Below are 19,733 nucleotides of genomic sequence, written 5' to 3'. Positions count from 1 at the left end.
CGCGCCGCAGGTCCCGCCGGGCACCGAGCGCCGGCCGCACGACCGGCGTCGGGTGGCGTTCGCGGCACACCGGCGTAGGGTGGTGCGAGAGATCTGACCACCTGTGCTGCCTCCCGGTGGTGCGGGTGTCGACAAGGAGTGGGGCTCAGCCGGTGACTGCTGCGGACGTCCGGGACTCAGATCCCGGCGACGGGCGGGTCTCCACACCGAGTGCCGCACGGGCCACGGCGCGGTCCGTCGGCGCCCCGGCACGCCCTTCCTCCGCGCTCCCCGCACTGGCGGCCGACCGGGAGCACGCGGCACCCGACTGGTCCGAGGTCGTCGAGCACTTCCGCGAGGGTCTCGTCGTCTGCGACGCGCAAGGCGTCGTCCGGCACGTCAGCCCGGTGGCCGAGCGGCTGCTGCCCGAGGTCACCCCGGGCGAGCTGCTCGCTGCGGCCAACCTTCCAGGGCTGACCGCCGACGGCGAGTTCACCCACCGCGGCCGCCGGCTGCGCGCGCGCCGGGTGCCGCTGTCGGCCGCCCGCTGCTGCTGGTACGTCGAGGACGTCACCGAGAGCGTCACCCGCGCCGACGCCCTGCTCGCCGAGCGGGCCCGCTCGGCGTTCCTGGCGGTCGTCGGCGAGAAGCTCGGCAATCCCCTGCATCCGGACCGGGCCGCCGCGGCGGTGGTCCGTCTCGCCGTGCCGACGCTGGCCGAGGTGGCGGTGCTGGTGCTGGCACCCCGTTCCGGTCGGGCGCGCTGGTGGCGGGCCGCCCGCAGCGACGACGACGCCCCGGTGGTGGACAGCGGCGTCCTGCCCGCCGTCGACCTGCCCGCGGCGATCACCGAGGGGCTGGACGGCGGGGAACCGCACACCGTCGACTGGCTGGCGGAGCAGGCCGTGGAGGCCGGCTGGCTGCCCGGGCTGACCGCGGCGGAGGCCTGCGTACGGGTGGTGCCGCTGCCCGGTCGCGACGCCCCGGCCGGCGTGCTGCTGGTCGCGCGGCGCGTCGAGCGCTGGTACGACGAGGCCGACGTGGACCTGGCCCGTGCCTTCGCGGCCCGGGCGGGGGCGGCGCTGACCACCGCGCTGCTCTACCGCGACCAGGCCGAGGTCGCCGACACGCTCCAGGCGAGCCTGGTGCCGGTGGAGCCGGCCGAGGCGACCGGGGTGCAGTGGGGCACCGCCTACCGGCCGGCCCAGGCCGGGTTGCGCATCGGTGGCGACTTCTACGGCTCGCACCGGCTGGCCGACGGCGGTTCCGTGTTCTTCCTGGGCGACGTCTCCGGCAAGGGCGTCGAGGCGGCGGTCTTCACCGGCCAGCTGCGTCAGTGCCTTCAGGCGCTGCACCGGGTCGAGTCGCAGCCGGGGCGCCTGCTGAAGCTGCTGAACGACGCGCTGCTGGAGACCAGCCAGGCGCAGGGGCAGGGACGTTTCGCGACCATGGTCCTGGGAGTGGTCCGCGCGCACCGCGAGGGGGGCCTGACCCTGACCCTGGCCGGCGGCGGTCATCTGCCGCCGCTGGTGCTGCGCGGCTCCGGCGAGGTCGAGCCGGTCCCGCTGTCGGGCATGCTGGTCGGCGTGGTCCCCGATCCCCGGATCGGGGAGGTGACCGTCCGGCTGGAGCCGGGCGAGACCTGCCTGCTCTACAGCGACGGGGTGACCGAGGCGCGCGGGGGCCGCCGCGGCAACGAGCAGTTCGGCACGGAGCGGCTGGTGCACGCGGTGACCGGCTGCCAGCGGATGCCCGCGCCCGCCCTGGCCGAGCGCGTCGAGCAGGTGACCTGCGACTGGTTGGCCCACGGCGACCACGACGACATCGCCGTGCTCGCGCTGCGCGCGACCGGCCCGGGCGGGCGTACGGCCAGGCACCTGCACGCGGTGCCCGACGCGAGCGGCACCGCCGAGACGAGGGAGACCCGACCGTGACCGTCGCCCCGACCGCCGGGGCCACCCCGGCAGGCGCCTGGCCCGGATACCTGGACTGCCTCCAGGAGGCGGACGAGTACGCCGCCATCGAGGTGGCCACCGGCCTGCTCGAGGCCGGCGTGCCCGCCGAGCGCGTCCTGCTCGACCTGGTCGCCCCGGCGCAGGCCGAGGTGGGGGAGCGGTGGGCGCGCAACGAGTGGAGCGTCGCCCAGGAGCACGCCGCGACGCACATCAGCGAGCGGGTGGTGGCGGCGGTGGCCGCGTACGCGAACCCGCGTCCGACGCGGGGTCGGGTGGTGGTGGCCTGCATGGACGGCGAGTGGCACGCCCTGCCGCCCCGGCTGGTCGCCGAGGTGCTGCGGCTACGGGGCTGGCAGGTCACCTTCCTCGGCGCGAGCGTCCCCGCCCCGCATCTGGTGTCGTACCTGCACCGGCACGACGCCCACGCGGTCGCGCTCGCCTGTGCGCTGCCGATGCGCCTGCCACACGCGCACCGCATGATCGAGGCGTGCCGGCGCGTGGACGTACCGGTGGTGGTGGGGGGCCGGGGATTCGGCGCGGACGGACGCTGGGCCCGGCGGCTCGGCGTCGCCTGGGCGCCCGACGCCCCGACCGCCGCGAACCTGGTCGCCGACGAGCGCGCGTTGCGCCGCGTCCCGCCGGCGGAGTTGAGCCACCTGGCCGACGACGAGTACACCAGCCTGGTCAAGCGGCGCGGCGAGCTGATCGACGGCGCGCTGGCGGACCTGCGGGAACACGACCCGGGGACGCGCGACTACACGCCCAGCCAGCTGGACTCCACCGTCAGCGACCTGGGCTACATCGTGGACTTCCTGGCCGCCGCGCTCTACGTCGACGACGGCTCGCTGTTCACCGAGTTCGTCGACTGGCTGGTCGAGATCCTCACCAGTCGGGGTGTGCCGGCCCCCGCCCTGGAGTCGACTCTGGAACACTACGGGCGGGTCCTGCGCGACTTTCCCCGGGCCGCGCGGTTCCTCGGGGCGGCGCGGTCGTCCCTGGCCAGGATGGGCGACTCCGGGGCGCGATGAGCGCCGGTGCGGCCGTGTCGGGTGCCCCTGCTTATACTTGCCACACTGCAAGCATCCGCCTGCGGTCAAGCGAGGGGGTCCAGGGGTGACGTTCACGGTCACGTACGCCGACCGCGACGGCGGGGCGACGCGCCTGCGGCTGGCCGGCGAACTCGACCTGAGCACCGCGCCCGAGCTCAACGCCGCCATCGACCGGCTGATCGGCGCCGGCGAGCGCCGCCTGCTGGTGGACCTGACGGAGCTCACCTTCTGCGACTCCACCGGGATCGCCGCCTTCGTCCGGGGCGACAACCGGGTCGCCGCCGACGGCGGGTGGCTGCGGGTCACCGGCGCCACCGGCCGGGTCGACCGCGTGCTCCAGGTGACAGGGCTGGCCGAGGTGCTGAGACACGAGTCCGGCAGGGCCGACCCGACGGCGCGGTCCGCCAGTTGATGGGCTAGATTTCCCCGCCGGCACAGAGCGCCTCACGATTCTCCGTTCCACCGACCCGAAGCAGGTAGTGATGGGTGCAGACACTCCGAGTCCGGTTCGCATCCTGGTGGTGGACGACGACCCGGGCGACGTGTTGATGATCGAGGAGGCCCTCGCCGACTCCGACGTCGACAAGGTCATCGACGTGGTCAGCGACGGCCAGGAGGCGATGGAGTTCCTGCGCCGCGAGGGGCGGCACACCGACGCCCGGCGGCCGGACGTCATCCTGCTCGACCTGAACATGCCCCGGATGGACGGGCGCCAGGTGCTCGGCGAGGTCAAGAGCGACGAGGACCTGCGTACGATCCCGATCGTCGTGCTGACCACCTCCAACGCCGACACGGACATCGTGGGCAGCTACACGCTCCAGGCCAACGCCTACGTCACCAAGCCGATCGACCTGGACGACTTCAACGACGTGGTGCGCCGGATCGACGAGTTCTTCGGCCGGGTGGTCGTGCTCCCGAAGCGCTCCTGAGGCGCCTCCGGGCGGATCGGCCCCGCCGGGTCGCGCGCCGGCACCCCGGGACGCGCCCGTGTTGCGGGCGTCCGCATGGTGAACATTTTTCCCGAAGCCCCTCCGCTGCCGCCCCCAGCGCCGAGGATCCAGGGTGGGGAAGGAAACACCGGCTGCCTGGGGGGCGACAGTATGAGGTTCTGCGTCGTGGAGACCGGCTATGACCAGCGGCAGGTCGATTCCTGCCTGGACGAGATCGGCGTCCGGTTGGCCCGGCTCGCCGCCCGGACGGAGGGCGCCGCGAGGGCCGGTCGCGAGTGGGACGAGATCCGTGACGAGGCGACGGCGCTGCGCGGCCTGCTCGAACGGCTGGACCTCGGCGACGCGGACCGGGCCCGGCGCGGCGCGCACGACGCCGATCGCGAGGCGGTCGACCTGCTGGCCCGGGCGCGGGTCGAGCTCGACGCGGCCCGGGAGGAGGCCCGGCAGGTGCGCGAGCGCGTCTACGCCGAGGCCGTGCAGGCCCGCCGGGACTTCGAGGAGGCGCTGTACGCCCGGCGCAGGCGCGAGGCCCGGGTGGACCGGATCCTCGACGGGGTGACCGTGCAACCGGTCCCGGCGGACACTCCGACCGCCGCGGCCGGGATGCCCGGCAGCGGGGTGCCGGCGACCCGGATCGCCGCCCGGGGCGGCGCGGACGCGTCCAGCGAGCCGCCGGGCGGCCGCGCCGGGATCCGCTGACCCTCGCCGGGGACCGGCGCGGTCAGCCGGCCGCCGTCAGGTCAGCGCGGCGACGACCGTGGTGGCCAGGCCCTCGTGCTGGGCGTACGCGTCGGGGAAGGCCGAGACCTGCACGGCCTGGGCGGCGCCGGCCACGCTCATCTGCTGCCAGCCCGGGACGTCCCGCAGCGCCTCGTAGAAGGCTCGCGCGGCGTACGACGGGCGCATCAGCTCGCGTACGGTGCCCCAGCCGCTGCTCGGGCGCTGCTGGAACAGGCCCACGGAGTCGTGGTCGGAGCCGCTGCCCTGGTGCGGGTACCGGCTGGACTCCGGAAGCACGTCGCTGGCGAGGTTGTAGAGCCGGCTCTCCTGCATCGCGGTCGCCACGGCCACCACCATGGCGCGGCGGGGCATCTTCAGCTCGGCGCCCACGTCGACGATGATCTTGGCGTTGTCCATCTGCGCCTGGGTGAGCCCGGCGACCGGGCGTGGGCGGGGTGGCGGGGCCGGCTTGCGCGGGGCCCTGCGGGTGGCCGAGGGGGTCGGCTTCGGCGTCGGGCTGGGGCTGAGCGTAGGCGAGGGCGAGGGCGAGACGGCCCGGTCAAGGGAGCGCGAGGCGCGGCCGTCGTCGACGGCCCGCTCGGCCAGCGCCTCGGCCACGGGTTCCCGCGCGGCATCGGCGTCCTCGCGCGTGCCGGCGAACGCGGCCACGCCGAGGCAGCAGGTCACGCCGGTGGCGAGCGCGACCCGGACGGGGGTCGAGGAGAGCAGGGCCCGGCCGCCGCGGCGCTGCCGTTCCACAGCGCGATGACGGCCGGTCGTCCGTTCGGTCGAGGCGGGATCGTCCGGGCGGGCGGCCGGGCGATCCTGGGTCAGCTTCTGGTCGAGAGGGTCGTCGGGGTGCACCCGCCGAGGCTAGAAAGGCGAGCGCGTCTTGCCATCGGCCTGGTTGGTGGCATGCGCCACATTTTGCGCCGATCTGCGGGTCGATTACCCCCGGCAGGCCATCAACGCCGCCAAATGCTCTTGTCGACTCTTTCGCATATATCCGATTAGGGGTTGCCAATCGGGCGGAGAATCGATCGCGGGCCCGGGCGCCGGGCCGGGGCCGAGCCTCCACCGAACGGTGGAGGCCGCCGTGGGCCACCTGACCGACCGCCCGTCGGCCCCGAGGCGCAGGCGCAGGTCGTACCGGCGGCGGTGGTGCTGGAGCTGCCACGCGGCGCAGGGCCCGCCGGCGGGTCGGTCAGTGCCGGCCGTTCTCCGCCGGGGTGACGGTGAGCCGGTGCCGGCTGCCGTCGCCGCTGGAGAAGGGCCACAACCGGTCCGCGTGCTCGACCAGCTCGGCCAGCTGTTGCCGGCTCAGCCCCGCCGACGAGATGGAGGCGTGCACGTCGGCCCGGTACCGGCCGTCGTCGTCGCGCCCGAGCCTCGCCTCCGCGCGTACCTGCACGGTGTGCGCCTCGTCGGTGATCTCGCCCGCCGCCTCCACCGCCGCGTGGTGCAGGCAGGACGCGAAGGCGGCGGCGAGCAGTTGCTCCGGGGTCAACCCCGAGCAGTGCGGCGCCAGTGGGGACGCCAGGGCCGTGGACAGGCTCCCGTCGTCGGTGCGTACGTGGCCGCCCTCGGCGGTCGCGGTGGCCGTCTCGTTCAGCCAGGAGCTCGATTCCGGCATCGCGTTCCTCCCGTCGCTCACCCGCCCGGCTACCCGGCCCCCGGACGGTGAAACGCGGGCGACCGGTGGGCGGCCCGAAGGACGCCGGACGGGAGCGGCCCCACGACGCCGGCGTGGCCGGGCCGCAGGAGGAGGCTCAGCCGGCGTGGCCGGGCCGCGGGAGGAGGCTCAGCCGGCGTGGTCGGGCCGCGGGAGGGGGCTCAGCCGGCCTGGGTGGACCAGTCGGGAACGGGGGCCGCCTCGGTCGCCTCGGCCGCCGCCCGCTCGGTCCACGGCGACATCGACCCGCCGCGCTGTCGTGGCGCCATGGGCTGCCGCAGCGGCACGTACACGCGGGCGTCCACCGCCTCCGCCAGCAGCAGGGCCGCCATCAGGCTGGACGGCCGGTCGGCCGGGTCGTCGGCCAGGCAGCTCGCGCACAGGTCGGCCACCTCCGGCGGCAGCCCCTCGATCTCCGGCAGCGGCAGCGGCGGTTGCCGCAGGCGCGCGCCGAGCAGCTGGGTCGGGGTCGTGGTGCCCGCCTGGTACGGCAGCCGCCCGGTCAGGCAGTAGTAGAGCAGGACGCCGAGGGCGTACATGTCGGCGGCCGGTGTGACGGGCGCCCGTTCCAGTTGCTCCGGCGCGAGGTAGGCGGGCGTGCCGACCACCATCCCCTCCGGTGACCGGTCCGGGGTTCCGGACGGGGCGGCGATGCCGAAGTCGAGCACCTTCACGCCGGCCGGGGTCAGGATCACGTTCGCCGGCTTGACGTCGCGGTGCACGATGCCGTGCGCGTGCGCCGCGGCCAGCGCGGCGCTCACCTCGGCGCAGACCCTTACGGCGATGCGCCAGTCCAGCGGTCCGGCCCGCAGGTGCGCGGCCAGCGTCTCGCCCTCGGCCAGTTCCATGACGATGTAGGGCACCTGACCCTCGGGGCCCGGCCCGCAGGTGCCGAAGTCGTGCACGAAGGCCACGTTCGGGTGCACCAGCCGGGCGGCGGAGCGGGCCTCCGCGCGGATGCGCTCCACAGAGGTGTCCTGGCCCTCCTGCCCGGGGGACATCACCTTCACCGCGACCGGCCGGTCCAGCACCGCGTCGTGGGCCCGCCAGACCTCCGACATGCCGCCGATGCCGATGCGCTGTTCGAGCCGGTATCGCCCGTCCAGCGTTCTCATCGACCGCTCCCTGCTCCTCCTGGCCCGTCCCTCGACAGGTCCCCAGAGCAGCGGTACCCGAGCTCCGATCAGGGCAAACCGCTGCCGGATCCGGGCGGGGCCGTCCACTGCTGCGGTAGCTTGCGAGCCAGGGCCGCTGCCGGGGCGGTACTGCGGGAAGGCGGGCGCGCGGATGAGCGAGGTGACCGTACGCTTCGTCGGCGGCCCGGCCCACGACCTGGTCCGGGCGGTGCCCGCCGAGCCGGACGGCTCCCCGCCGGCGCACTGGATCCTGCGGCACCCCGACGGCGTCGGGCCGGCCACGGCCGGCGGACCGGACCACCTCTACCAGCGCGAGCACCCCACCGGCGGCGGCACCTGGACGATGCGCTTCGTGCACACCTACCCGGTGGGCATGACCGAGTGAGTTCGCCCGTCGCCCGTCGGACGGGGCGGCCACCCGGGCGGTGGACGGGTCGGCCACCCGGGCGGTCGGCTGCCCGGCGGCGGACGGGCCGGCCGGCACACAGCGGGGGCACAGGTGGCGCACAAGCCGGGCACAGCGGCCCGGCGCACGATGGGGGCCATGGTGACGGACGGGCAGGTCGGGGCGGGCCGGGTCGAGCTGCGCCGCCCCGACGGGGAGCCGGTGCGGGTGCTGGTGGTCGACGACGAGCCGACCCTGGCCGACCTGCTGTCGATGGCGTTGCGCTACGAGGGCTGGCAGGTGCGTACGGCCGGCGACGGCACGTCGGCGCTGCACGCGGCGCGGCAGTTCCGGCCGGACGCCGTGGTGCTCGACGTGATGCTGCCCGACCTGGACGGCTTCCAGGTGCTGCGCCGGCTGCGTGAGCAGGCCCCGACGGTGCCGGTGCTCTTCCTGACGGCGCGGGACGCGGTGGAGGAACGGATCGCCGGGCTGACCGTCGGCGGCGACGACTACGTCACCAAGCCGTTCAGCCTGGAGGAGGTGATCGCCCGGCTGCGGGCGCTGCTGCGCCGCTCGGGCTTCGCCGTCGCCGCCCGCCCGGACGCGGTGCTCACCGTCGGCGACCTCAGCCTCGACGAGGACAGCCACGAGGTACGCCGCGACGGCTGCCCCGTCACGCTCACCGCCACCGAGTTCGAGCTGTTGCGCTACCTCATGCGCAACCCGCGCCGGGTGCTCAGCAAGGCGCAGATCCTCGACCACGTCTGGAACTACGACTTCGGCGGCCAGGCCAACGTGGTGGAGCTGTACATCTCGTACCTGCGGAAGAAGATCGACGCGGGCCGGAAGCCGATGATCCACACGCTGCGCGGCGCGGGGTATGTCCTCCGGCCGGCGGAGTGAGCCGGCCGCCGGCCGGCTGCGCCACCGGCTGGCCGGGGTGTCGCTGCGGACCCGCCTGGTGGCCATCCTGGTTGCCCTGCTGGCCCTGGTCAGCGTGGCCATCGGCGGGATCACCACGGTCGCGCTGCGGCAGTTCCTGATCGACCGGGTCGACGACCAGTTGACGCCGATGCGGACCGGTCCCGGTCGGGGCGTGCCGTCGCCCTTCGACGCGCCACCCTTCGGGCCGGACGCCCGGATTCCGCGGGGCCTCCCGCCGGGGACCGTCGCCGCCGAGGTGGCCGACGGCCGGGTGGTCCGGGCCTGGACCCTCGCCGACCGGGAGGAACGCGCCGTCCCCGCCGGGGACCTGGCCGGCCTCGCGGACCTGCCCACGGACGGCCGACCCCGCACCCGTGAGCTGGGCGAGCGTGGTGCCTACCGGGTGGTGGCGCGCCAGCTTCCGGGCGGGACCGTGCGGGTGCTCGGCCTGCCGCTGTCGGGCGTGTCGGAGACCGTCTGGTGGCTGGTCGCCGCGCAGGCCGGCGTGGCGACCGCGGGGCTGCTCGTCGCCGGCGGGGCCGGTGCCTTGATCGTGCGGGCGACCCTGCGCCCGCTGCGCCGGGTCGCCACCACCGCCGGCCGGGTCAGCGAGCTGCCCCTGGACCGCGGCGAGGTCGCGCTGTCGGTGCGGGTGCCGGCCACCGACACCGACCCGCGCACCGAGGTCGGGCAGGTGGGCGCGGCGCTGAACCGGATGCTGGGGCACGTCGGCGCCGCGCTCGCCGCCCGCCAGGCCAGCGAGACCCGGGTACGCCAGTTCGTCGCCGACGCCAGCCACGAGCTGCGCACGCCACTCGCGGCCATCCGGGGGTACGCCGAGGTCGCCCGGCGCGGCCGGGACGAGGTGCCGCCCGACGTGGCCCACGCGTTGCGCCGGGTCGAGTCCGAGAGCACCCGGATGACCCGCCTCGTCGACGACCTGCTGCTGCTCGCCCGGCTCGACTCGGGCCGGCCGCTCGTGGTCGAGCCGGTGGACCTGTCCGCGCTGGTGGTGGACGCGGTCGGCGACGCGCACGTGGCGGGGCCGGAGCACCGGTGGCGGCTCGACCTGCCGGACTCCGTGGTCCGCGTCCCCGGCGACCCGGCCCGGCTGCACCAGGTACTGGCGAACCTGCTGGCCAACGCCCGGGTGCACACCCCGCCCGGCACCACGGTCACCACCACCCTGCGGGTCGACGGCGACGTCGCCGTGCTCGGCGTCGCCGACGACGGGCCGGGCGTGCCACCGGCGCTGCGGGCCGAGGTGTTCGAACGCTTCTCCCGGGGCGACAGCTCCCGGTCCCGGGCGCACGGCAGCACCGGCCTGGGCCTGGCGATCGTGGCCGCCGTGGTGGAGGCCCACCACGGCACGGTCGAGCTGGACGGTCGGCCCGGCCGGACGGTGTTCACCGTCCGGCTGCCGGGAGTTAGCTCCGGCGGGTGACCCGTGCCGGGCCGGGCCGCGGCCGGCGCCGCGGTGACCGTCGGGCGGGCCGGAGGGGCGACGGTCAGTCGGCCAGCAGTTCGGCGAGGGCCTGCCCGACGCGCTCCGCGTGCCGCCCGTCGGGGTCCTCGTCGGCGTTGAAGTCGGTGACGCTCATTCCGATCAGCCGACCCGAGCGCACCAGTGGTCGGGCCAGCGCGATGAGGTCGGCCCAGTCCAGCCCGTCCGGCTCGGGGTAGCTGACCGCGGGGAGCACCAGCGGGTCGAGCACGTCGAGGTCGAGGTGCAGCCAGGCCGGCGTCGTACCGGCGGCGAGATCCCGGCCCACCGCCGCCGCGTCGGCGCCCCGCAGCCCGGTGGCCGGCACCAGGTGGACGGCGGGGTCGATCCGGGAGGCCTCCTTCCCGTCCGTCGCGGCCCGGTCGAGCGGCCGGTGCCCGAGCAGGTGCACCTGGTCGGGGTCGACCAGCGGCCCCTCCCGGTCGAGCACCCCCGCCGGGCCGTGGTCGGTGACGATCGACAGGTCCATGTCGGCCGCCTCACCGGTGGGCGAGGTGCGGCCGTCCTCGAAGTCGAGGTGGGCGTCGAGGAACCACAGGTCGAAGCCGGCGGGCAGCCCCGCCAGGATGCCGGGCAGGATCGCGCAGTCGCCGCCGAGCACCAGCGGATGCCGTCCCGAGCCGATCAGCGTCGTCGTGCGGGCGGCGATCGCCCGGCCGGCGCGGCGCACCTGGTCGACGCCGATCACCCCGGTCTCCGGGTCCCGTACCGGGTCGGTGATCAGGGCGTCGACCGCGCCGGCGTCGGCCGCGCCCAGCCGGCCCAGCAGCCCGGCGCTGCGCAGGGCCGCGGGCGCACGGTGCTCGCCCCGGCCGCGTCCGGAGGAGTCGAGGGGAGCGTCCAGCACCGACCATCGCACACCCGGAGGCTAGCCCGGCCGTGGCAGGCTGGGCGGCATGTACCGGGAACGTCCGGCCGGGTTCGCCGACGCGGTGCTCTGGACCAGCGCCACGACGGCGGGCGCCGCACCGACCAGGGTGCTCCCCGACGGCTGCCTCGACCTGCTCTGGTCGAGTCGCGTCGGGCTGCTGGTGGCCGGGCCGGACCGCAGGGCGCACCTCAGCGGTGGCGGGCCGGCGGAGCGCTGGGTGGGGCTGCGGCTGCCGCCGGGCACCGGGCCCGCCGTGCTTGGCGTACCGGCCGTCGAGCTGCGCGACCGGCGGGTTCCCCTGGCGGAGCTGTGGAGCGACCGGGATGTCGCGCGGCTGGCCGAACGGGCGGAGGCGGATCCGGTCGCCGCGCTGACGGAGATCGTCGTACGGCGGCTGCGGGCGGCCGGCGGGCCCGATCCGATCGGCGCCCGGGTCGCCGCCGCGCTGGCCGCCGGCGCCAGCGTGACCGCGACCGCCGCCCGGACCGGCCTCGACCCGCGCGCCCTGCACCGCCGGTGCCAGCACCTGTTCGGGTACGGCCCGAAGACCCTGGCCCGGATCCTGCGGATGGGGCGCGCGCTGCCGCTGGCCCGCGCCGGCACCCCGCTGGCCGAGGCGGCGGCCCGCTGTGGCTATGCCGACCAGGCCCATCTCACGCGGGACGTGCGGGACCTGGCCGGGGTGCCGCCGACCGCCCTGCTGACCTGAACCCTCGGCGATCGTCCCGGCCGGGCGACCGCTGACGCTCCGCGCGTCCCCGGTGCGGTGCCGCGTCGCATCCTCACCATCGCCCACGAGGCCCGACGGGTCGAGTTTCGGTGTCCGGCGCGGCCGGTGCGCGTTCAGCTCGCGGCGAGCGGGGCGAACAGGTCCACGCCGTTGCCGTCGGGGTCGAGCACCACCGCGTACCGCTGGCCCCAGTGGGCGTCCCACGGGGGCAGGTGGCCCTCGTGGCCCTCGGCCACGAGTTCCGCGTAGAGCCGGTCCACCTCCGCCGGGTTGGCGCACAGGAAGGCCAGGCTGGCCCCGCCGCCGCCCCCGGGCTTCCAGTCGGGGTCGAACGCGCGGACGGTGTCGGCGGTGTCCCAGGCCAGCCGGATGCCGCCGGGCAGGGTGACCTCCACGTGCGGCGCGGTGTCGGCGTCGGCGGGGATGTCCAGGCCGAGCCGCCGGTAGAAGGCGAGGGAGCGGGACAGGTCGCTGCTGACCATGCCGATGAGATCGAGTCTGGGTGCCATGGCTCCCACCGTAGGGAGGCTCCCGGCGCCCGTCTTGAACGAAACGGACAACCGGGCGGAGTGTCGGGTGTGCCCTTCACGACCGGGACGATCGGCGTAGCGTGTCAGACAAGTCCGGCTTTACGGGCAAATCCCCCAAGGATCCTGCCCGCGTACGCCGACATCGAGACGCGAGGAAAGGAGCGGTCGGTGGAACACCTGGCCTACCTGGACGCGGGGTCCGGCAGCCTGATCGTGCAGGCGGTGGTCGGCGGGGTGGCCGGCGCCGCGGTGGCGGCCAAGCTCTACTGGCGGCGACTGGTCGACCGGTTCCGCCGCCAGCCCACCGACCAGCGCTGACCCCGGCCGATGGCGAACTCCCGCACCGGCCTGCGCGCCGAGCCAGCCTCCTTCCGCGACCCCGCCAACCGGGTCTTCCACCTCGACGGCGACGTGCTGCGCGGGCTGGACGAGCAGGCCGCCGGGGAGTGGCGTGCGCTGACCGCCAGCGAGTTCTTCCCGCCGCTGCTCGCCGCCGGCAAGGTGTGCGGCACCGAGGCGGTCGACTCGCCGGCCGTGCCGTCGGCCGACCGGTGGGCCGCAGTCCTGCGCCACGAACGCATCCCGTTCGTCTCCCACCCGTACGAGTGGTCCTTCAGCATGCTGCGCGACGCGGCGCTGCTGCACCTGGAGATCCTGCGGGCGGCCCTGCCGGCCGGGTTCACCACGAAGGACGGGTCGGCCTACAACCTCCAGTGGCGGGGCGCCGAACCGGTGTTCATCGACGTCGGCTCGTTCACCCCGGCCCGCGACGGCGAGCCCTGGGCCGGCTACCGGCAGTTCTGTCAGACGCTGCTCTACCCGCTGCTGCTCGGCGCCCACCTCGGGCTGGACTTCCAGCCCTGGCTGCGCGCCCGGGTCGACGGCATCGAGCCCGAGCAGATGCGCCGGCTGTTCGGTGGCGCCCGGCGGCTGCTGCCCGGCGTACCCACCCACGTGCACCTGCACGACGCCATGCAGCGGCGCAACGCCCGGGCCAGCACCGCCGACGTCCGGTCCCAGCTGCGGGCCGCCGGCTACTCGCGGGAGTTGGCGCTGGCCACCGTACGCGGCATCGAGAAGCTCGTCCGGCGGCTGGAGCCCCGCCGCACGGCCAGCCACTGGGTCGACTACCAGCGCACCTGCGCGTACACCGCCGACGACCGGGCCGCGAAGGAACGCTTCGTCGCCGAGGCGCTGGCCGACGGACCACGGCCCCGCCTGGCGCTGGACCTCGGCGCCAACGACGGCCGGTACGCCCGCCTCGCCGCCCGGCACGCCGACTACGTCGTCGCGGTCGAGCAGGACCCGGGCGTGGCCGACGGGCTCTACCGGGACCTGCGCGCGGCGGGGGAGCGGCGGATCCTGCCCCTGGTGATGGACCTCGCCGACCCGTCGCCCGGCGGCGGCTGGCGCGGCGTCGAGCGGGCCTCGTTCGCGGACCGGGTGGAGGCGGACGCGATCCTCGCCCTGGCCGTGGTGCACCACCTGGCGATCGGGCGCAACGTGCCGCTGCCCGAGGTGCTGGACTGGCTAGTCGGGCTGGCCGCCCCGAGCGCCCGGGTGGTGGTGGAGTTCGTCCATCCCGAGGACCCGATGGCCCGGCGGCTGCTGGCCAACAAGCCCGAGGGGCTCTTCCCCGACTACCGGCCGGCCGAGTTCGAGCGGCTGCTGGCCGCGCGCTGCCGGATCGCGCGGCGACTCGACCTGCCCTCGGGCACCCGGACGCTCTACGCGGCGGTCGTGGGTGGCTGAGCCAGCGCCCCCGCCGGACCGCGCGGGCGGCGACCGGCCGTCTGGCGACCGGCCGTCTGGCGATCCGCCGTCTGGCGACCGGGTTTCCGGAGGCCGGGTTTCCGGTGGCCGGCCGGGCGGCTGGCGTACGGAGCTGGGCCGGCTGGCCGAGGTGACGGGGCTCGTCGGGCTCGTGGTCACCCAGCCGCTGCTGGACGTGCTCGGGCGCAGCCCCGACTTCTTCCTGTTCCACCGGGCGGACCGTGGGGAGATCATGCTGCTGGTGGCGTTGGTCGCGCTGGTGCCCACCGCCGCCGTCGCGCTGCCCGGCGCGCTGTCCCGCCTGGCCGGACGCACCGCCCGCTCGGCCACGCACACCCTGCTGGTCGGCCTGCTGATCGCCGCGCTGGCCGTGCAGGTCGGCCGGCACGGTACGCCGCTGCGGGGCGTACCGCTGCTGCTGCTCGCCGCGGTGGCCGGGGCCGCCTGGGCCGCCGCGCACCGGCGCTGGCGCGGGCCCGGGCGGATGCTGCGGCTGGCCGCGGCCGGGCCGCTGCTGTTCGTGGGGCTGTTCGTGTTCGCCTCGCCCACCTCCACGGTGGTGCTGCCTCGGGGCGAGGGCGGCGCCGCCGGGGTGCCCGGGCCCGGCAACCACCCGCCCGTGGTCGTGCTGGTCCTCGACGAACTGCCCCTGGTCTCCCTGCTCGGCGCGGACGGGCGGATCGACGCCGCCCGGTTCCCGCACTTCGCGGAGCTGGCCGGCGGCTCCACCTGGTACCGCAACGCCACCGGCGTCAGCGGCTGGACGCCCTACGCGCTGCCGGCCATGCTCACCGGCCGCTACCCGCAGCGGGCGGTGGCGCCGCACTACTCGCAGTACCCGGACAACCTCTTCACCGCCCTCGGCGGCCTGTACGACGTCCGCGCCGAGGAGAGCATCACCCGCCTCTGCCCGCCCAGCCGCTGCGAGCAGCCGGTCAGCCCGGAGCAGGGGATGGGCGTGCTGATCCGGCAGGCCGGCGGGCTGCTGCGCCAGGTCACCGCCCCGGTCGACAGCCGCGTCGACCCGGAGGACTCGTACCGCGAGCGGACCCGCGCGGAGGCGGGCATCGACGCCGCCGAGCCGGTGCCGGCGGACCCGAAGTTCCGCTGGGACAGCCTCGACGACAACCAGCCGGCCCGCTTCGCCAGCTTCCTCGCCGGGCTACGGCCGGCGCCCCGGCCCACCCTGCACTTCCTGCACCTGCTGATGCCCCACTCGCCGTGGGCGTACCTGCCGTCGGGGGCGCGCTACGACGCCCCGCCGGACCTGCCGAACGACGGCGACGGCTGGGCCGAGCTGGCCCGCCGGCGGCACCTCGCGCAGCTCGGCTACACCGACCGGCTGATCGGGGAGACCCTGCGTACCCTGCGCTCCACCGGCCTCTACGACCAGGCCCTGCTGGTGGTCACCGCCGACCACGGCGTCAGCTTCACCCCCGGCGCCCAGGGCCGGGGCATGGCCGCCATCCGGACCGCCCCCGGCGAGGTCGCCTGGGTGCCGACGTTCGTCAAGGCGCCGGGCCAGCGCGCCGGCCGGATCGACGACCGGAACTGGCAGCACGTCGACCTGCTGCCCACGATCGCCGACGAGGCGGCCATCCGACTCCCGTGGCCCGTCGACGGCCGGTCCGCCCGGCAGGCCCCACGCGCCGAGGCGGGCAAGGTCTTCTACGACCGCCCCGGCCAGCCGACCCCCGTCGCGGGCGGCGTGCCGGCCCCGATCGCACCGCCCGCGCCCCACCCGCTGGTGGGCGCCGCCGTCGGCGACCGCCCGACGGGCGGCACCGCCCGGGTCGCCGACCTGGCCGCGTTCGACGCGGTGGACCCGGACACCGGGCGGCTGCCGGCCGCCGTGTGGGGCGACGTGCCCGACGACGTACCCGACGGCACCCCGCTGGCAATCGCTGTCAACGGCCGGATCGGCGCGGTCGTCCCCGTGGTACCACGTGACGCCGGCGGACGCCGCTTCGCCGCCCTGCTCGCCGACGACCGCCTCTTCCACGCCGGCGCCAACCGCCTCACCATCTACCGCGTGGCCCCCGACAACACTCTCCTCACCCTGACCCTCACCTGACTCCACCGCCTCACCCAACCCCGCCCCACCCCGCCCAGAGCTGCCTCACCCGGTCCCGCCCAGACCCGGTCCCGCCCAGACGCGGCCCGGCCCCGTCCGGCCCGGCCCGGCCCCGTCCGGCCCGGCCCGGCCCCGTCCGGCCCGGCCCGGCCCCGTCCGGCCCGGCCCGGCCCCGTCCGGCCCTGCCCGCGCTCCCGCACCCTTCCCTGGCGTTGATCATGAAGTTATTGCCCTGGAATGCGCTTTCCGTAGGCAATAACTTCATGATCAACGTGCGCGGTGCGGTGCGGCGCGGCGCGGCGCGGCGCGGTGCGGCGCGGGGCGGCGCGGGGCGGCGCGGCGCGGACAGCGCGGGGCGGCAACGCGGCGCGGGGCGGTGCGGGGCGGCGGCGCGGACAGCGCCGGCGGAGGGGGGCGGTGAGTGGGGTGGGTGGGGTGGGGTTGGTTGGCGGTTGTGCGTCCGGATTGCGTGGGTTTCCCGGGGCGCTGGTCGGGAAACGGGTGACGCATGCCTCACCGTCGAACCACGACGGGCGGTATCTCCTCGAACGTGATTACGGTAAAAGCGAAGGCAATTCAACGCAGATCTGCCGGCGAAGCGAGGGAACCATGACGGAAGTCAAGCTCGATCACCCCGGTGGGCAGCTTTCGATGCCGGTGCAATCCGCGGTCGAGGGCCCCGCCGGCATCGGGGTGGGCAAGCTGCTGAAGGAAACCGGGATGACGACGTACGACCCCGGTTTCGTCAACACCGCGGCCTGCTCGTCCGACATCACCTACATCGACGGCGACGCGGGGATCCTGCGTTACCGTGGGTACCCGATCGAGCAGCTCGCGGAGAAGTCCTCCTTCCTGGAGGTCTCCTACCTGCTGATCTACGGTGAGCTGCCGACCCAGCAGCAGTTGACCGAGTTCACCGAGCGGGTCCGCCGGCACTCGCTGCTGCACGAGGAGATGCGCCGCTTCTTCGACGGCTTCCCGCGCGACGCGCACCCGATGGCCGTGCTCTCGTCGGCCGTCAGCGCCATCTCCACCTTCTACCAGGACAGCCTGGACCCGTTCGACTCCTCGCACGTCGAGATGTCCACGGTGCGGCTGATGGCGAAGGTGCCCACCATCGCCTCGTACGCGTACAAGAAGTCGATCGGGCAGCCGCTGCTGTACCCGGACAACTCGCTGGGCTACGTGGAGAACTTCCTGCGGATGACCTTCGGCGTGCCGGCGGAGCCGTACGAGGTCGACCCGGTGATGGCCAAGGTGCTGGACATGCTGTTCATCCTGCACGCCGACCACGAGCAGAACTGCTCCACCTCGACCGTGCGGCTGGTCGGCTCCAGCAACGCCAACCTCTTCGCCTCGGTCTCGGCGGGCGTGAACGCGCTCTTCGGCCCGCTGCACGGCGGCGCCAACCAGGCCGTGCTGGAGATGCTGGAGAAGATCCAGGCCGAGGGCGGCGACGTCGGGTCCTTCGTCCGCAAGGTGAAGGACAAGCAGGACGGCGTGAAGCTCATGGGCTTCGGCCACCGGGTCTACAAGAACTACGACCCGCGTGCGGCGATCGTGAAGAAGGCGGCCCAGGACGTGCTCGGCCGGATGGCCAAGCCCGACCCGCTGCTGGACATCGCCGTGCAGCTGGAGGAGATCGCCCTCGCCGACGAGTTCTTCGTCTCCCGCAAGCTCTACCCGAACGTGGACTTCTACACCGGCCTGATCTACAAGGCCATGGGCTTCCCGACCAAGATGTTCACGGTGCTCTTCGCGCTGGGCCGGCTCCCCGGCTGGATCGCGCAGTGGCGCGAGATGATCAACGACCCGGAGACCAAGATCGGCCGCCCGCGGCAGATCTACACCGGTGCCCCCGAGCGGGCGTACGCCCCGTTCTCGGAGCGCTGAGTTCCGGCCGTACCGACGACGAAGGCCGCCGACCCGCACGGGGTCGGCGGCCTTCGTCGTGTCGTGCTCTGCGCCCCGCCGGGCCTTCCTCGCACCCTCAGCGGAGGCCGGCGGCGGCGAGCAGGTTGCCCTCGGCGATCGACGGCACGGCGCGACCCCGGGTCACCCGCTCGGCGGCGAACGACCCGGCGGTGGCGATCGCGGTCGCGTAGGCGGTGGCCGTACGCTGCGCGATGGCCGACCAGCCGTAGCGCTCGTGCACCATGACGCGGGCCCGGCGGGCGAGCTGGCGGGCCCGCTCCCGGTCCGACAGCAGCGCGTCGACGGCGTCGGTCAGCCCGTCCGGGTCGTGCGGCCGGAAGGTCACCCCGGTCACCCCGGGCTCGACGATCTCGGCGAGCCCGCCGGTCGCGGCGACGGCCAGGGGCGCGCCGGCGGCGGCGCCCTCCAGGGCCACCATGCCGAACGGCTCGTAGATGCTCGGCACGGCGAAGCAGTCCGACGCGGCCATCACGGCGGGCAGGTCGGTGCCGCCGAGGAAGCCCGGCAGGCTGACCGTGCCGCCGAGACCCAGGCGGTGCACCTCGGCCTCCAGTTCCGCGCGGTACGGCCCGTCGCCGACGATGACGGCGCGCAGCCCGGGGTGCCGCTCGCGCAGTCGGGGCAGCCCGGCGATCAGGTGCTGCACGCCCTTCTCGTAGACCAGCCGGCCGGCGAAGGTGACCAGCGGCCCGTCCCCGGCGAAGCGGGCGCGGGCCTGCGCCACCGCGGCGGCGGAGACGCGCCAGCGGTGCGGCTCCACGCCGTTGGGCACCACGTCGACCCGGCCCGCCGGCACGCCGAACAGCCCCGTCACCTCGTCGCGCATGTAGCCGGAGCAGACGATCACCCGGCCCGACTCGCCGGCCAGCCAGTGTTCGACGCCGTGGATGGTGCGGTTCATCTCCTCGGGCAGCCAGCCCTGGTGTCGGCCGGCTTCGGTGGCGTGGATGGTGCTGACGAGTGGGATGTCGAGGTGTTCGCGCAGGGTCATGGCGGTGTGGGCGACGAGCCAGTCGTGGGCGTGGATGACGTCGTAGGTGCCGGCTTCGGTGGCGCGGAGGGCGGCGCGGGTGAGGGTGTGGTTGAAGGCCATGGTCCAGGCGAGCAGGGAGGAGGTGGCGAGGGGGAAAGTGACGGGGTCTTCGGCGGCGCGGACGATGCGGACGCCGTCGGCGTACTCCTCGAGGGGTGCGCCGTCGGTGTGGCGGGTGACGACGGTGACCTCGTGGCCGGCGGCGGCGAGGGCGACGGAGAGGGCGTGCACGTGACGGCCGAGCCCGCCGACGAGGACCGGCGGGTACTCCCAGGAGAGCATGAGGATGCGGCGGGTCTGCGGGGGCGTGCCCGTCGATCCGGACTGCGCCGGGACCTGGGGCCGGGAGGTGAGGGTGGGCCGGTGGACCCGACCCGGGGTGCTGGTGTGCTGCTCGTCGACCCGCAGGGTCGTCACAATCGATCTCCGTCCGTGCATGGTGGGACGCGCCGGCAGCGGTGGCGGCGGAACGGTGCTGAGGGATGGCCGAATGGCCGGGCCGGGGCGCGC

19 protein-coding genes are annotated in these 19,733 nt (G+C 75.2%); 13 read left to right on the top strand and 6 right to left on the bottom strand.

Annotated features, from left to right (window positions below):
• The first annotated feature begins 152 nt into the window (after positions 1–152).
• The 5 genes from ACPXCB_RS24980 to ACPXCB_RS24960 all read left to right on the top strand — a co-directional run bounded on the left by ACPXCB_RS24980 (position 153) and on the right by ACPXCB_RS24960 (position 4,632).
• On the top strand, positions 153–1,913 hold the full coding sequence (locus ACPXCB_RS24980; protein ID WP_425877949.1) for a PP2C family protein-serine/threonine phosphatase: 1,761 nt from the start codon (positions 153–155) through the stop codon (positions 1,911–1,913).
• Complete coding sequence (locus tag ACPXCB_RS24975; protein ID WP_425877947.1) at positions 1,910–2,962, top strand: cobalamin B12-binding domain-containing protein; 1,053 nt, start codon at positions 1,910–1,912, stop codon at positions 2,960–2,962. The genes ACPXCB_RS24980 and ACPXCB_RS24975 overlap by 4 nt, the downstream gene beginning before the upstream one ends.
• A gap of 85 nt (positions 2,963–3,047) precedes the next feature.
• Positions 3,048–3,395 carry an STAS domain-containing protein gene (locus ACPXCB_RS24970; RefSeq protein ID WP_425877945.1) on the top strand — a complete coding sequence of 116 codons (348 nt, stop codon included), beginning with the start codon at positions 3,048–3,050 and terminating at the stop codon, positions 3,393–3,395.
• A 70-nt stretch (positions 3,396–3,465) separates the two neighbouring features.
• Complete coding sequence (locus tag ACPXCB_RS24965; RefSeq protein ID WP_357579800.1) at positions 3,466–3,912, top strand: response regulator; 447 nt, start codon at positions 3,466–3,468, stop codon at positions 3,910–3,912.
• 171 nt (positions 3,913–4,083) lie between these two features.
• Positions 4,084–4,632 carry an ATPase gene (locus ACPXCB_RS24960; RefSeq protein WP_425877943.1) on the top strand — a complete coding sequence of 183 codons (549 nt, stop codon included), beginning with the start codon at positions 4,084–4,086 and terminating at the stop codon, positions 4,630–4,632.
• Positions 4,633–4,668: 36 nt separating this feature from the next.
• Here ACPXCB_RS24960 and ACPXCB_RS24955 read toward each other — a convergent pair whose 3' ends face one another.
• The 3 genes from ACPXCB_RS24955 to ACPXCB_RS24945 form a co-directional block, all read right to left on the bottom strand.
• Complete coding sequence (locus ACPXCB_RS24955) at positions 4,669–5,517, bottom strand: hypothetical protein (RefSeq protein ID WP_425877942.1); 849 nt, start codon at positions 5,515–5,517, stop codon at positions 4,669–4,671.
• 340 nt (positions 5,518–5,857) lie between these two features.
• A complete protein-coding gene (locus ACPXCB_RS24950) occupies positions 5,858–6,286 on the bottom strand; it encodes an OsmC family protein (protein WP_425877940.1) in 429 nt (142 codons plus the stop codon).
• 200 nt (positions 6,287–6,486) lie between these two features.
• Positions 6,487–7,440 (bottom strand): serine/threonine-protein kinase, encoded by a 954-nt coding sequence (locus tag ACPXCB_RS24945; RefSeq protein ID WP_425877939.1) that lies wholly within the window; start codon positions 7,438–7,440, stop codon positions 6,487–6,489.
• 172 nt (positions 7,441–7,612) lie between these two features.
• Between ACPXCB_RS24945 and ACPXCB_RS24940 the strand changes: the two genes are divergently transcribed.
• The 3 genes from ACPXCB_RS24940 (at position 7,613) to ACPXCB_RS24930 (ending at position 10,217) form a co-directional block, all read left to right on the top strand.
• On the top strand, positions 7,613–7,846 hold the full coding sequence (locus ACPXCB_RS24940; RefSeq protein ID WP_425877937.1) for a hypothetical protein: 234 nt from the start codon (positions 7,613–7,615) through the stop codon (positions 7,844–7,846).
• Between the two features lie 159 nt (positions 7,847–8,005).
• Positions 8,006–8,752: a response regulator transcription factor gene (locus tag ACPXCB_RS24935; protein WP_425877936.1), complete on the top strand. Its 747-nt coding sequence runs from the start codon at positions 8,006–8,008 to the stop codon at positions 8,750–8,752.
• Positions 8,753–8,780: 28 nt separating this feature from the next.
• Positions 8,781–10,217: a sensor histidine kinase gene (locus ACPXCB_RS24930; RefSeq protein ID WP_425877986.1), complete on the top strand. Its 1,437-nt coding sequence runs from the start codon at positions 8,781–8,783 to the stop codon at positions 10,215–10,217.
• 64 nt (positions 10,218–10,281) lie between these two features.
• Here ACPXCB_RS24930 and ACPXCB_RS24925 read toward each other — a convergent pair whose 3' ends face one another.
• Positions 10,282–11,136 carry an arginase family protein gene (locus ACPXCB_RS24925; RefSeq protein WP_425877935.1) on the bottom strand — a complete coding sequence of 285 codons (855 nt, stop codon included), beginning with the start codon at positions 11,134–11,136 and terminating at the stop codon, positions 10,282–10,284.
• Positions 11,137–11,173: 37 nt separating this feature from the next.
• Here ACPXCB_RS24925 and ACPXCB_RS24920 point away from each other — a divergent pair, with 37 nt between their 5' ends.
• Entirely contained in the window at positions 11,174–11,857 is a 684-nt protein-coding gene (locus ACPXCB_RS24920) for a helix-turn-helix domain-containing protein (RefSeq protein WP_425877934.1), read from the top strand.
• 134 nt (positions 11,858–11,991) lie between these two features.
• On the opposite strand, the gene ACPXCB_RS24915 is transcribed toward ACPXCB_RS24920, so the two are convergent.
• The gene (locus tag ACPXCB_RS24915) at positions 11,992–12,387 is read right to left on the bottom strand and encodes a VOC family protein (protein WP_425877932.1); all 396 of its coding nucleotides are present in this window, start codon (positions 12,385–12,387) and stop codon (positions 11,992–11,994) included.
• Between the two features lie 189 nt (positions 12,388–12,576).
• Here ACPXCB_RS24915 and ACPXCB_RS24910 point away from each other — a divergent pair, with 189 nt between their 5' ends.
• The 4 genes from ACPXCB_RS24910 to ACPXCB_RS24895 all read left to right on the top strand — a co-directional run bounded on the left by ACPXCB_RS24910 (position 12,577) and on the right by ACPXCB_RS24895 (position 18,148).
• A complete protein-coding gene (locus ACPXCB_RS24910; protein WP_165947858.1) occupies positions 12,577–12,726 on the top strand; it encodes a hypothetical protein in 150 nt (49 codons plus the stop codon).
• Between the two features lie 9 nt (positions 12,727–12,735).
• On the top strand, positions 12,736–14,160 hold the full coding sequence (locus tag ACPXCB_RS24905; protein WP_425877931.1) for a methyltransferase: 1,425 nt from the start codon (positions 12,736–12,738) through the stop codon (positions 14,158–14,160).
• Entirely contained in the window at positions 14,153–16,255 is a 2,103-nt protein-coding gene (locus ACPXCB_RS24900) for a sulfatase-like hydrolase/transferase (protein ID WP_425877929.1), read from the top strand. The genes ACPXCB_RS24905 and ACPXCB_RS24900 overlap by 8 nt, the downstream gene beginning before the upstream one ends.
• A gap of 609 nt (positions 16,256–16,864) precedes the next feature.
• Positions 16,865–18,148 (top strand): citrate synthase, encoded by a 1,284-nt coding sequence (locus tag ACPXCB_RS24895; RefSeq protein WP_425877927.1) that lies wholly within the window; start codon positions 16,865–16,867, stop codon positions 18,146–18,148.
• A 97-nt stretch (positions 18,149–18,245) separates the two neighbouring features.
• Here ACPXCB_RS24895 and ACPXCB_RS24890 read toward each other — a convergent pair whose 3' ends face one another.
• Positions 18,246–19,640: a glycosyltransferase family 4 protein gene (locus ACPXCB_RS24890; RefSeq protein ID WP_425877926.1), complete on the bottom strand. Its 1,395-nt coding sequence runs from the start codon at positions 19,638–19,640 to the stop codon at positions 18,246–18,248.
• Positions 19,641–19,733 lie beyond the last annotated feature (93 nt).

The organism is Micromonospora sp. DT62, from assembly GCF_049847285.1.
Taxonomy (GTDB): domain Bacteria; phylum Actinomycetota; class Actinomycetes; order Mycobacteriales; family Micromonosporaceae; genus Micromonospora; species Micromonospora reichwaldensis.
The sequence above is the reverse complement of the archived record's forward strand: the minus strand, read 5'-3'. Positions and strand labels throughout refer to the sequence as shown.